This is a genomic window from Sphingomonas sp. MJ1 (PH-R8) (assembly GCF_048058635.1).
Taxonomy (GTDB): Bacteria; Pseudomonadota; Alphaproteobacteria; order Sphingomonadales; family Sphingomonadaceae; genus Sphingomonas.
This window is the reverse complement of the sequence record NZ_JBBEFX010000014.1, coordinates 18,825-31,941: the sequence shown is the minus strand read 5'-3', so window position 1 is coordinate 31,941 and position 13,117 is coordinate 18,825. Positions and strand designations below refer to the sequence as shown.

The 13,117-nt window shown below is 67.6% G+C and carries 11 protein-coding genes; 3 read left to right on the top strand and 8 right to left on the bottom strand.

Annotated elements, in window-relative coordinates:
- Window position 1: 1 nt before the first annotated feature.
- A complete protein-coding gene (manD, locus tag VPH46_RS12230) occupies window positions 2–1,213 on the bottom strand; it encodes a D-mannonate dehydratase ManD (protein ID WP_416611577.1) in 1,212 nt (403 codons plus the stop codon).
- Between the two features lie 8 nt (window positions 1,214–1,221).
- Entirely contained in the window at window positions 1,222–1,503 is a 282-nt protein-coding gene (locus VPH46_RS12225) for a hypothetical protein (protein WP_416611575.1), read from the bottom strand.
- A gap of 112 nt (window positions 1,504–1,615) precedes the next feature.
- On the opposite strand from VPH46_RS12225, the gene VPH46_RS12220 reads away from it, so the two are divergent.
- From VPH46_RS12220 to VPH46_RS12210, 3 genes are all read left to right on the top strand, one after another.
- Complete coding sequence (locus VPH46_RS12220) at window positions 1,616–3,715, top strand: alpha-glucuronidase family glycosyl hydrolase (RefSeq protein ID WP_416611574.1); 2,100 nt, start codon at window positions 1,616–1,618, stop codon at window positions 3,713–3,715.
- Window positions 3,716–3,749: 34 nt separating this feature from the next.
- Window positions 3,750–4,982 (top strand): SGNH/GDSL hydrolase family protein, encoded by a 1,233-nt coding sequence (locus VPH46_RS12215; protein ID WP_416611572.1) that lies wholly within the window; start codon window positions 3,750–3,752, stop codon window positions 4,980–4,982.
- 98 nt (window positions 4,983–5,080) lie between these two features.
- Entirely contained in the window at window positions 5,081–6,931 is a 1,851-nt protein-coding gene (locus tag VPH46_RS12210) for a M1 family metallopeptidase (RefSeq protein WP_416611570.1), read from the top strand.
- A gap of 43 nt (window positions 6,932–6,974) precedes the next feature.
- Here the strand turns inward: VPH46_RS12210 and mnhG are convergent, their stop codons facing one another.
- The 6 genes from mnhG to VPH46_RS12180 are packed head-to-tail and all read right to left on the bottom strand — an operon-like array spanning window position 6,975 to window position 12,984.
- Window positions 6,975–7,352 carry a monovalent cation/H(+) antiporter subunit G gene (gene mnhG / locus VPH46_RS12205; RefSeq protein ID WP_416611568.1) on the bottom strand — a complete coding sequence of 126 codons (378 nt, stop codon included), beginning with the start codon at window positions 7,350–7,352 and terminating at the stop codon, window positions 6,975–6,977.
- Window positions 7,349–7,630, bottom strand: coding sequence for a K+/H+ antiporter subunit F (locus VPH46_RS12200; RefSeq protein WP_239435296.1), 282 nt, complete (start codon window positions 7,628–7,630; stop codon window positions 7,349–7,351). Before VPH46_RS12200 ends, mnhG begins: the two co-directional genes overlap by 4 nt.
- A complete protein-coding gene (locus tag VPH46_RS12195; RefSeq protein ID WP_416611566.1) occupies window positions 7,627–8,115 on the bottom strand; it encodes a Na+/H+ antiporter subunit E in 489 nt (162 codons plus the stop codon). Before VPH46_RS12195 ends, VPH46_RS12200 begins: the two co-directional genes overlap by 4 nt.
- Window positions 8,112–9,722 carry a monovalent cation/H+ antiporter subunit D gene (locus VPH46_RS12190; protein ID WP_416611563.1) on the bottom strand — a complete coding sequence of 537 codons (1,611 nt, stop codon included), beginning with the start codon at window positions 9,720–9,722 and terminating at the stop codon, window positions 8,112–8,114. The genes VPH46_RS12195 and VPH46_RS12190 overlap by 4 nt, the downstream gene beginning before the upstream one ends.
- Window positions 9,719–10,057 (bottom strand): Na+/H+ antiporter subunit C, encoded by a 339-nt coding sequence (locus VPH46_RS12185; RefSeq protein WP_416611562.1) that lies wholly within the window; start codon window positions 10,055–10,057, stop codon window positions 9,719–9,721. Before VPH46_RS12185 ends, VPH46_RS12190 begins: the two co-directional genes overlap by 4 nt.
- Entirely contained in the window at window positions 10,057–12,984 is a 2,928-nt protein-coding gene (locus VPH46_RS12180) for a monovalent cation/H+ antiporter subunit A (protein ID WP_416611560.1), read from the bottom strand. Before VPH46_RS12180 ends, VPH46_RS12185 begins: the two co-directional genes overlap by 1 nt.
- Between the last annotated feature and the right edge of the window lie 133 nt (window positions 12,985–13,117).

The window sequence follows — 13,117 nt, the reverse complement described above, 5'->3', positions numbered from 1 at the left end:
CTCACCAGCTCCACAAGGTACCGTCCTCCAGCCGGTTCACCGGCAGGAAGGCGCGTTTGTACGCGTGGGTGCTCGCCAGTTCCTCGTCGATGTCGACGCCCAGGCCGGGCTTGTCGCCCGGATGCATCAGCCCGTTGGCAAAGGAATAGGCGTGCGGGAAGACGCGGTCGGTCTCCTCCGTGTGCGGCATGTGCTCCTGAATGCCGAAGTTCGGAATGGAGAGGCCGAAATGCAGCGCCGCGGCCATGCAGATGGGGCTGAGATCGGTCGCGCCATGGCTGCCCGTGCGCACCTGATACAGGTCGGCGAGCGCCGCGATCCGGCGCATGTGGGTGATGCCGCCGGCATGGACCACGGTCGCCCGGATATAGTCGATCCACTGGTTCTCGATCAGCGTCTTGCAGTCCCAGATCGAGTTGAAGATCTCCCCCACAGCGAGCGGCGCCGTGGTGTGCTGGCGGATCAGGCGGAAGGCGTCCTGGTTTTCGGCCGGGGTCGCATCCTCCAGCCAGAAGGGACGATAAGGCTCCAGGTCGCGGCCGAGCCGCCCGGCCTCGATCGGGGTCAGTCGATGGTGGATGTCGTGCAGCAGGTGGACGTCCCAGCCGAGTTCCTCTCGCGCGACCCGGAACAGCTCGGGCACGACGCGCAGATATTTGGAGGTCGACCAGATGCTCTCGCTCGGCAGGTCCGCGTCCGCGGGCTCATAGCGCTCGCCATGCTTGGCGACGCCATAGGTGGAGGGCAGCCCCGGCACGCCGCATTGCAGGCGCACGGCCAGGTAGCCCTCGTCCATCGCCGCCCTGGCTGCCGCAATCGTATCGTCGATCGTCGTGCCGTTGGCATGGGCATAGACCATGCAGCCTTCGCGCGCCGCACCACCGAGCAGCTGGTAAACGGGAAGCCCCGCGATCTTGCCCTTGATGTCCCATAGCGCCATGTCGACGGCCGCGATCGCGGTCATCGTCACAGGGCCCCGCCGCCAATAGGCGCCCTTGTAGAGGTACTGCCAGACGTCCTCGATCTGGTGTGCCTCGCGCCCAATCAGGCAGGGCACCACATGCTCGGCGAGGTAGCTGGCGACCGCGAGCTCCCGGCCGTTGAGCGTGGCATCGCCCACGCCGGTCGTGCCGTCGTCGCACTCGATCTTGAGGGTGACGAAGTTGCGCCCGGGGCTGGTGACGATGACGCGGGCTTTGACGATCTTGGGCATCGGATTCCTCAGGCGATCTTGAGCACGACGGGTTGGAGGCCGCGGCCGTTCGGGCCGAGCAGGATTTGCAATTGGCGGGTGCGACTGCCTCGCGCGTCCCATCCCGCAGCCGGAATGCGTTCGGACTGCGAGTTGCGCAGTGTCGTGATTGGACGCGCGCCAGAGGAGACTTGATTGCAGCCATACTGCCGGGCGACCGCTTCGCCCGCGCGGCTATCGAGGATCGTAGATCCGTGGCGCGCGGACGACTGGCGGTCGCTCTGCTCGGTCTTCCATTCTGCGCGCGTCACGATCCGCTCCCCGTTGCGGCCTCCGTCTTGCGCGGCTTGCCTGTTCAACTGATACCGTTACCATGGCCAGCGACGCAGCGGGCTGTCAACCGCCGCGCACCGGGAGAGAGGAATGAAGGCAATGAGGACGCTGGTGCGCGCCAGCGCCATCGCGGTGACCGCAGCCCTGCTGACGGCACCGGCCGCCGCGGAAGACGGGTACCGCCTCTGGCTCCGCACCCAGGCGCCGGCCGAGGGGCCGATTGCGATCTTGCGCCTTGGCGACACCCCCACATTGCGGCTCGCCGAAGCCGAGCTTCGTCGTGATCTGCCCGCCGCTGCGAACCTGCCGGTACTGGTAGCGCTGGCAAACGACCCTTCGGTTTCGGGGCTCCGGCTGCCGGTCGCGGAACTCGGCAATGAGGGCTATCTGGTCCGCCCCGTCTTGCTCGGCGGGCGTCCGGTGCTGTTGGTCATGGGCAACACCGATCGAGGCGTGCTGTATGGCGCCTTCGCCCTGATCCGCCATGTCGCCAGCGGCGGACAGGTCGCAAACGCGACGCTTCGCTCGGCGCCCAAGGTGAAGCTGCGCGTCCTCAACCATTGGGACAACCTCGATGGCACGGTGGAGCGTGGCTATTCGGGCGAGTCGCTGTGGGACTGGTGGAAGCTGCCGGACTACCATGATCCTCGGTATACAGACTATGCCCGCGCCAATGCCTCCATCGGCATCAACGGCACGGTGCTGAACAACGTCAATGCGAAGGCCGACAGCCTCACCGCGCCCTATATCGCAAAGGCGGCGGCGCTGGGCGACGTGTTCCGCCCCTGGGGCATCCGCGTCTATCTCTCCGCCCGCTTCTCGGCACCGATCGAGATCGGCGGCCTGAAGACCGCGGATCCGCGCGACCCTGCCGTTGCGGCCTGGTGGAAGGCGAAGGCGGACGAGATCTATCGCGCCATCCCCGACTTCGGCGGCTTCCTCGTCAAGGCGAACAGCGAGGGGCAGCCGGGTCCGCGCGACTATGGCGCGAGCCATGCGGATGGCGCCAACATGCTCGCTGCGGCGGTAAAGCCGCATGGCGGCATCGTGATGTGGCGCGCCTTTGTCTACGCCGACACCGATCCGGAGGACCGCGCCAAGCAGGCCTATACCGAGTTCAAGCCACTAGACGGCAAGTTCGCCGACAATGTGATGGTGCAGGTGAAGAACGGCGCCATCGACTTCCAGCCGCGCGAGCCCTTCCATCCGCTGTTCGGCGCCATGCCCAAGACGCCGCTGATGATGGAGTTTCAGATCACCAAGGAGTATCTCGGGCAGGCGACCCACCTCGCCTATCTGGGGCCGCTCTTCACCGAGGTGCTGGAGGCGAAGACGGGGCGCGGCAAGGAGACGGTGGCGAGCGTCGTCGACGGCGAGAGCGAGCGCCACCAGCTGACCGGCATGGCCGGCGTCGCGAACATCGGCGACGATCGCGACTGGACCGGGGGCACGTTCAACCAGGCGAACTGGTACGCATTCGGACGGCTGGCATGGGACCCGTCGCTCGATGCGGCGGCCATAGCACGCGAATGGGCGCAGCAGACGTTCGGCACCGATCCGCGGGTCGTGGACCCGGTCGTCGACATGATGATGCGCTCGCGCGAGGCGGTGGTGGACTATACCGGGCCCTTGGGCCTCGCGCACGTCATGGCGACCGGACACCATTACGGGCCGGGTCCGTGGGTGAGCGAGCTGCAGCGGCCTGAATGGAATCCCGTCTACTATCATCGCGCCGATCGCCGGGGGATCGGCTTCGACCGCACCCGGACAGGCAGCAACGCGGTCGCGCAATATGCGCCGGCGGTGGCGAAGCTCTATGCGAACCCGCGTACAACCCCTGAGAGCGAGCTGCTGTGGTTCCACCACCTCCCCTGGGACTATCGCCTGAAAAGCGGCGAGACGCTTTGGGAGGGGATGGTGCGCCGCTACGACCGCGGCGTGGCCACCGTGGCGGCGATGCGGCGTGAATGGGACGGACTGCGCGCGCTGGTGGATGCGGAACGCTGGGAGAAAACGGCAGCTTTCCTCGCCATCCAGGAGCGCGAGGCGCGCTGGTGGCGCGACGCGAGCCTCGCCTATTGGCAGTCGGTGAACGGGCTGCCGCTCCCGGCCGGGGCAGCGGCGCCCGAGCACGACCTCGCCTGGTACAGGGCGCAGAGCTTCCCCCATGCGCCCGGCAATCCGCATTGATCCGCCACCAACCCCGGCATTGAGGAACCACCCGATGGCAACAGCTTGGAAGACGACGATTGCGGCCGCCGCCCTTCTTCTGGCCGGCGGCGCTGCCGACGCGCGCACCAGCGCCACCCGCTGGATCGCGAGCTGGGGCTCGGCACAGATGATCCCGGAGGGCGAGAATGCGCTGCCGGCGGATGCGACACATGCCGTCACCCTGCGCCAGGTGGTCCGCCTCTCGGCAGGCGGCGGCGAGATCCGCGTGCGGTTTTCCAACCGCTTCGGCACGCGTCCGCTGCCGATCGGCGCGGCGCATGTCGCCCGCGCGGCAAAGCCGGGGACCCCGCGGGTTGAAGGCGGCGTGGCGCTCACCTTCTCGGGTCACGCGGATGCCGTGATTCCGGCCGGGGCGGAAATCTATTCGGATCCGGTATTGCTGAACCTCGCGCCCGGCGCGGACCTCGCCATCAGCCTCTACCTGCCCGAGGCACCGGAACCGCAGACCGGCCACCCCGGGGCGCGCGCGACGAGCTTCCTTCTGACCGGCCAGCATGTCGCGGACACGGACCTGCCCGGCGCGCGGCCCACCACCCGGTGGTACCTGATCGCCGACGTGGAGGTGGCGGCCGCAACGAACGTCGGCACGGTGGTGGCGATCGGCGACTCCATCACGGACGGCTATGGTGTCGAGCCGGAGCGGAACACCCGCTGGACCGACGTCTTCGCGCAACGGCTGCGGAGCGAAGCGCGGACACGGGGCATTGGCGTGGTCAACGCGGGGATCGGCGGCAACCGTATCCTTCTCGATGGACTCGGCCCCAATCTGATGGCCCGCTTCGATCGGGACGTGATCGCCCGCAGCGGCGTCCGCTGGGCGGTCGTGCTGGAGGGGATCAACGATCTCGGCACCCTCACCCGCGACGCCCCGGCGACCCCGGAGCAGCATCGCGCGCTGGTGCGGCAGATCACCGCCGCCTACCGCCAGCTCGCCGAGCGTGCGCACGCCCATGGCATCAAGCTGATCGGCGGAACGGTCATGCCGTTCGGGGGCAACAGCTATTATCACCCCGCGCCCGAACTGGAAGCGGCGCGACAGGAGATCAACCGCTTCATCCGCACCTCCGGCACGTTCGACGCGGTCCTCGACTTCGACAAGGTGATGCGCGACCCGGCACAACCGGATCGGCTCGCCCCGGCGCTCGACTCCGGCGATCACCTCCACCCGTCCGAAGCGGGCTATCGGAAGATGGGCGAAGCGGTGCCGCTGGGCCTGTTCTCATAGGCGCACGCGCGAGCGGGCGGAGCGCGAAGTCGCGCCGGCCCTTGCGCGCGGGGCGGTCAGCAGCGACACGTGCGGCTTCACCAGAACAGTGGATCCCCATGCGCCGCTTCCTCCTTGCTTCCGCCCTGCTCGCCGCGCCCGCCATGGCCGCGCCGGACGCGCCCTCGCCGATCCTGACGACGCCGGATGCGCGCGACGTGCTCACCTATGCGCGTCCGGAGATCGCGCGGGTGACGCATGTCGACCTCGACCTCGTCGCCGACTTTGCGAGCCGCACGATGCGGGGCACCGCGACCCTCGACATCCTGGCGCGCCCGGACGCGCGCGAGATCGTGCTGGACGACAAGGGGCTGGTCATCAGCCGCATCACCGATGGCGCGGGGAAGCCCCTCAAATGGACGGTCGGCGCGGAGGACCCGTACAAGGGCGCGCCGCTGACCGTCGCGATCGGAAAGGCCCGCCGGGTGGTCATCACCTATAGCTCGCGCCCCGACGCGCGGGCGCTCGGCTGGCTGCCGCCCGAGCTCACGGCCGGCAAGCGCAAGCCCTACCTGTTCAGCCAGGGGCAGGCGATCAACAACCGCAGCTGGATCCCGACCCAGGACAGCCCCGGCATTCGCCAGAGCTGGAGTGCGTCGATCACGGTGCCGGCCGACCTGGTGGCGGTGATGAGCGGCGAACGGCTGACGCCCGAGGGCGAGGCTGCCGGCGAGGGCCAGCGCCGCTATCGCTTCCGCATGGACCGCAACGTCCCGCCGTACCTGATCGCGCTTGCGGTCGGCGACATCGGCTTCCGCGCGGTGGACGGCCGTACCGGCGTCTTCACCGAGCCTACCGATCTCGACCGGACGGCGTCCGAACTGTCCGACACGGGCAAGATGGTGACCACGGCGGAGGCGCTTTACGGCGCCTATCGGTGGGGCCGCTTCGACGTCCTCGTCCTCCCGCCCTCCTTCCCGTTCGGCGGCATGGAGAACCCCACCCTCACCTTCGCCACCCCGACGATCATCACTGGCGACAAGTCCAACGTCGACGTGATCGCGCATGAGCTGGCGCACAGCTGGTCGGGCAATCTCGTCACCAACGCGACCTGGTCCGACAGCTGGCTCAACGAAGGGTTCACCACCTATTTCGAGAACCGCATCGACGAGGCGCTGTATGGCCAGGAGCGGGCAGCGACGCTCGCCGACCTGTCGTGGGACGACCTCCAGCGCGACCTGAAGGAGGCGAAGCCCGAACAGACGCGGCTGCACGGCGATCCGGAAGGCACCTTCGGGCAGCTCGACTATACCAAGGGGTCGACCTTCCTGCGGACGATCGAATACACGGTCGGGCGTGCGCGTTGGGACGCCTATCTGCGCTCCTACTTCGACCGGCATGCGTTCCAGCCGCAGACCAGCGCCAACTTCCTGAAGGACCTCCGCGCCAACCTCATCCGGGGCGATAGCGCCCTGGAGGAGAAGCTGCAGCTCGACGCGTGGGTGTACCAGCCCGGCCTTCCGGCCAATGCGGTGCATGTGAAGTCGGCGACGCTCGCAAAGATCGATCAAGTCCTGGAGCGCGTGAACGGCGGCGCACCGATTGCCTCGATCGATGCGAGCCGCTGGTCGACGCAGGAATGGCTTCGTTTCCTCAACGGCCTGCCCCGCCAGCAGAGCGCAGCACGCCTGGCCGAATTGGATCAGGCGTTCCGGCTCTCCACGTCCACCAACGCCTATATCCGCTCTGCCTGGCTCGTGCTCGCGATCGGCAACCGGTACCAGCCGGCGATCGCCTCGGCCGAACAGTTCCTGCCAAGTGTCGGTCGCAACCTGCTGATCACGCCGGTCTATCGCGCGCTGAAGGCGCAGGGCGACTGGGGCATGCCGGTCGCACGACGGATCTTCGATCGGGCACGCGCGGGCTATCACCCCGTGACCGCAGGAGCGATCGCGCAACTGCTGGGTTGAGGCAGCGGCTGACGTCGGCTCGCCGACGCCGGCCGCCGGCAGGCTAGTCCTTTCCCGACACCTCGCCGCCCTCGTCCTCCTTATCCCACGGGAGGCTCAAACGTCCCCCCGCCCGGTCCCGGTACAAGGCCGAACGGGCGAGCAGCATGAACGCGACCGGGGCCGTGGAGGTCAGGAACAGCGCAATGACGATCTCGTGCACCGAAAGCCGGCCGCGCAGGACCGAGAAGCAGACGATGGAGGCGGCTACGATCAGCGCCATGCCGAGCGTGCTGCCGAGCGTCGGCGCATGGACCCGCTCGTAGAAGGTCCTGAGCCGCAGCAGGCCGAGCGAGCCCACGAGGGTCACCACGGCGCCGGAGAGGACCAGCAGCGCGACGATGAGCGCCGCCCATCCGGGCAGATCGGGCGCCTGGATCATTCGATCACCTCGCCGCGCATCAGGAACTTGGCGAGGGCGACGGTTCCCACGAAGCCGAGCAGCGCGATGATCACCGCCGCCTCCAGATAGAGCGTCCGCCCGGTCTGGATGCCGAAGGTCAGCAACAGCAGCATGGCGTTGGTATAGAAGGTATCGAGCCCGAGCACGCGATCCTGCGCGCGCGGTCCCCATGCCATGCGCAGGAAGGCGCAGAACACCGCCAGTCCGAGCAGGATCTGCGCGGCGGTGATCGCGAGCGCGAGCGCCAGGGTCGTCATGGCTCAAACGCCTGGAGCAGGAGAACTTCGTAGCGGGACTTGATCAAGGTCGCCCACTCCTCTTCGTCGATGAGGTCCAGCACGTGGAGCAGCAGCGTGCGTTTCCGCTGGTCGTACTCGACCCACAGGGTGCCCGGCGTGGCGGTGAGGATCAGCGCGAGCAGCGCCAGCCCGCCGCGTTCGGTCAGCTCCAGCGGAATGCGGACGAAGCCGGACACGCGGCCCTTCCGCGGGAACAGGATGATCGCCGCCACTGCCAGGTTCGAGCGCACCACATCGATGGCGACCAGGGCGCCGAGCTCCGCTAGCGGCGCCAGGCGAACACGCCGCCTGCGGGGCGGACGCAGCACCGCCATGGCGTGGCTACCGATCAGAGCCGCGCCGGAACCGAGCAGCAACTGGCCGACCGAAAGCGACTGCGACAGCAGCAACCACACCAGCAGCAACGCTAGGGCGAGCCCCGGATAGGGTAGCCACCGCCTCATCGGCCCGCCGCCTCCGGCCCGAGCACCGCCTCGACATAGCCGTGGCGGTCTCCCAGCGACTGGCTGGTCCGCTCCATGTACCGCATCGCAGGCCCGGCGAAGATCGTGAGGGCAAGGCAGATGCCGAGCAGCAGCCCCACCGGCAGCAGTTCGGTCACGCGCAAGGCCGGCTGGGGGCGCTCGGAAGGGGCCCAGATGAGGTCGATGCCCGCGCGCGTCGTCGCGATCAACGTCGCGAGGCCGGAACCGACGATCAGCCCGATGAGCCACCAGACGGGCGCGCCGACCGTATCCCGCAGATCCAGCAGGCCGTTGATCATCGCGAACTTGGCGAGGAAGCCGGAGAGCGGCGGCAGCCCCGCGATCAGCAACACGCAAAAGGCGAAGCCTCCGCCAAGGATCGCCACCGATGCCGGAATGACGACGCCGACCTCGCTCTCCTGCTCGATCGGCATCAGCCCGACGTACTCGTCGTCGAAGACGGGCTCGCCGCCCAGGGCCGTCGCGGCATCCCGGCGCTCGACGAGCTCGATCAACAGGTAGAAGGCGGCGACGCCAAGCGTCGAACTCACGAGATAGAAGAGCGCGCCGGCAAGGACCGAGCCCTCCCCCGCGCCTACCGCGGCCAGCAGCGTTCCGGCCGAGATGGTGAGTGAGTATCCGGCGATCCGCGACAATCTGCGCGCGGCGAGAACGCCGATGATGCCGAACGCGATCGTGCACACGCCGCCGAAGAACAGCCATTGCTGGGCGGCGCCCGCAGTCCGGCTGATCTCTGCGCCGAAGAGGAGCAGCGGTACCCGAAGCACCGCATAGACCCCGACCTTGCTCAGGATGGTGAAAAGCGCAGCTACCGGAGGCGCCGCCGCGGCATAGGTGCGCGGCAGCCAGAAGCCGAGCGGCCACATCCCCGCCTTGACCAGGAACGCGACGCTCAGGATCGCCATGCCGGCTTGCAGCATGGGCAGGTCCCGGTCGCTCACCGCGGCCACCTGCAACACCAGATGCGCCATGTTGAGCGTGCCGGTCACCCCATAGATGAGCGCCGCACCGATGAGGAAAAGCAGCGACGTCGCGACGTTGAGCGCAACATAATGGAGCGCTGCCTTGATGCGGGCCTTGCTCGACCCGTGCAGCAGCAACCCGAAGGACGCTGCCAACAGCACCTCGAAGAAGACGAACAGGTTGAACAGGTCGCCTGTCAAAAAGGCGCCGTTGAGCCCCATCAGCTGGAACAGGAACAGGGTGTGGAAGCGACGCCCGGCCTGGTCCCACCGGGTCGCCGCATAGATCAGCGCAGCGAGCCCCACACAGCTTGTGAGCACCAGCATCAGCGCCGACAGCCAGTCCAGCACCAGCACGATACCGAAGGGGCCCGGCCAGTTGCCGATGCGATAGACGAGGGTTGCGGGATCGCCGGCGAACCCTGCCCGAGCCATGCGCGTGAGCAGCAGCACCGAGAGGAGCACGAGCGCCGCGGTGGTACCGAGCGCGATGCCCCGCTTGGCCGTGCGTCGCTTCTCCTTGAGCAGCAGCAAGGTCGCGCCGGCGACCAGGGGCAGCAGGATGGGGGCGATGATCAGGTGCCCAGCCCAACCGCCGCTCATTCGCCGTCGTCCCCGTCGACATGGTCGGTGCCGGTGATGCCACGCGAGGCCAGCAACACGACCAGCAGCAAGGCGGTCATCGCGAAGGAGATCACGATCGCCGTCAGGACCAGCGCCTGAGGGAGCGGATCATCGTATCGCGCCGCTTCCACCGCACCCGACCCCACGATGGGAGGTGCATCCACCTTGAGCCGCCCCATCGCATAGATGAACATGTTCACCGCATAGGAGATGAGCGACAGGCCCAGGATCACCTGGAAGGTTCGGGGACGCAGGATCAGCCATACGCCCGACGCGGTGAGAACGCCGATGCCGAGGGCAAGAACCAGTTCCATCAGCGCTTCTCCACCCCCGTCTCCTCGCGGCCCCGCAGCGGGCGCACCGGCCTGCGGATCGACTGGTGTGCGATGGCGATGAGGATCAGCGCCGTCGCCCCCACGACGAGCAGGAACACGCCGAGGTCGAACAGAAGCGCGGTAGCCAAGGGGACTTTCCCGATCAGGGGCACCTCCAGGTAGTGGAACCAGGACGTGAGGAACGGATGGTCGAAGAGCACTGCCGCAGCGCCGGTAGCAGCTGCGATCAACAAGCCGGCCGCGATCCAGTCGGTCGGGCGAACGCGCAGGCGCGCCTCCACACTGCGCGTTCCCGCCGCCATGTACTGGAGGATCAGCGCGATCGACATGGCGACCCCGGCCGCGAACCCGCCGCCGGGAAGGTCGTGGCCGCGCAGGAAGAGATACAGCGCGATCACGACGATGAAGGGGAAGACCCACTCCAGGATAATCCGCGGGACGACCAGGTAATCCGACACCGTGTCCCCCGGCGCACGCCCTGCATGCGCTTCGTCGAAGGCGTCCTGCAGGCGCTGCTGCTCGGGGTCGCGGACGCTCTCCCGGGCCGGCCGGAACCGGCGCAGCAACGAGAACACCGTCAGCGCGACGATCGCCAGCACGGTGATCTCGCCGAGTGTATCGAAAGCCCGGAAATCCACCAGGATGACGTTGACGACGTTGCGACCACCGCCCTCCGCATAGGAGCGCTCCAGGAAGAAGCGGGAGATGGTTTCGGGAAGCGGACGGGTCATCATCGCATAGGCCAGGGCCGCGACGCCCGCGCCCGCAGCAACGGCGATCAGGAGGTCGCTCCCCCGCCGCAGCACGACGCTCGCGGGCGTGCGCTTGCCAGGCCAGTTGTCCGGCAGCCGCTTGGGGAGCCAGCGCAGGCCCAGGAGGAGGAGCACCGTGGTCACCGTCTCCACAAGCAACTGGGTGAGGGCAAGGTCGGGAGCCGAAAGCCAGACGAAGCCGATGCAGCTGGCAAGCCCGGTCCCGGAGACCAGAACCACGGCGGCGAGCCGGTGATATTTCGCCTGCCAGGCTCCGGCCACGGCACAGGCGCTGCCGATCAGCCAGATCAGGGCAAAGCCGGGATCGATCAGGGTTCGCGGCGCCGTTCCCGGCGCGTAGCCGTGCCGCAGGAAGGGCAGCAGCGCCACGGCACAGGCGACCAGCACGATCAGGCGAAGCTGCGGCTGCAATTGGCGCGTTCCCAGCCAATCCTCCAGCCATCGCGCCCCAGAGACGAGCACGGAGAGGACCGCGTCGAACATGCGCCGGCCCCTCAGCCGTCCGAGCAGGGGAACCGCATCGGCGGCATTCAAAGCCCGCGCGAAAACCAGATAGGCGGCTGTGCCGAGCACAAGCGCGATGACGCTCAGCAGCAGCGGTTTGCTGAACCCGTGCCAGATCGCGAGGCTGTATTCCGGCGTCCCTCCCCCCAGTGCCGCGCGAACCGCGACGTCGAGAAATGGGCCGATGGTGACGGCGGGCAAGATCCCGATGACGACGCAGGCAAGCACCAGGACCTCGATCGGCAGACGCATCCAGTGCGGTGCCTCATGCGGGCGCCGCTCCAGTTTCGTAGGCGGCGGACCAAAGAAACTCTGGTGGATGAAGCGCACCGAGTAGAGCACGCTGAAGATCAAGCCCAGGGTGACGAGATACGGCAACGCCTGGTCGAGGAGGGTCTCGTTGGTGTCCTCCAGCGCCTCCGCGAGCAGCATCTCCTTGGAGAGAAAGCCGTTGAGCAGCGGTACGCCCGCCATCGCCGCCGCGGCGACCATCGCCAGCGTCGCGGTGATCGGCATGAACCGATAGAGCCCGCTCAGCTTGCGCAGGTCGCGGGTGCCGGCCTCGTGATCGATGATGCCGGCCGCCATGAACAGCGACGCCTTGAACGTCGCGTGGTTGATCGTGTGGAAGATGGCAGCCACGGCAGCAAGCGGGCTGCCGATCCCCAGCAGCAGGGTGATGATGCCCAGGTGGCTGATGGTCGAATAGGCGAGCAGCCCTTTCAGGTCCTGCTGGAAGATCGCCGCCCAGGCACCCAGGATCAGCGTGATCAGCCCGACACTGGTGACGATCAGATACCACGCCTCGCTTCCGGCCAGCACCGGCCACAGTCGGATCAGCAGGAATATACCTGCCTTTACCATCGTCGCCGAATGGAGGTAGGCCGAAACCGGCGTGGGCGCCGCCATCGCGTGGGGCAGCCAGAAGTGGAACGGGAACTGCGCGCTCTTGGTGAACGCGCCTATCAGAATGAGGATCAGCGCCGGCAGGTAGAGGCTGCTCGCACGGATGCGGTCCCCGGAGGCAAGCACCGTATCCAGATCATAGCTCCCGACGATCTTTCCGATCAGGAGGACGCCGACGAGCAAGCAAAGCCCGCCCGCTGCCGTGACGACCAGCGCCATACGGGCCGCGCTGCGCGCGCTTTCGTTCTGGTGCCAATAGCCAATGAGGAGGAACGAGGTGAGGCTGGTCAGTTCCCAGAAAAACGCCAGCTGCACGAGGTTGCCCGACAGGACCAGCGCGAGCATCGAGCCCATGAAGGCGAGCAGGAACGAGAAGAAGCGCGGGACCGGATCGCGCGGAGACATGTAGTAGCGCGCATAGACTATCACGAGAACGCCGATCGCGAGGACGAGCATCGCGAAGATCCAGGTGAGGCCGTCCAGGCGGAGGATGATGTCGAGCCCCAGCGAAGGCAGCCAGGAAACGCCGGTCTGAAAGCCCGTGTCATTCGCGACCTGCGGATAGAGCACCGCCATCAGCACCGTGCCCGCGAGCGCGACGGCTCCCGCGATCAACGCTGCAGCGTCGCGGCTTCGCGTCGGAAGCCCGGCAACCGCGAGACTGCCTACGAACGGCAGCAGCAAGACCAACCACAAGATGACGCTCGACGTCGCGATAGACATTCTCCCTTTTCCTCTCCGCGGGCGCCGACGCGCTCAACCACCCCGGAGCTTTTTGATTGGCTCGGTTGGGCGCAGCCGAGCTGGTGCCTACCGAGTGCTGGATCTTCGGAGGGCCGCCCCGCGAAGCTTCTGG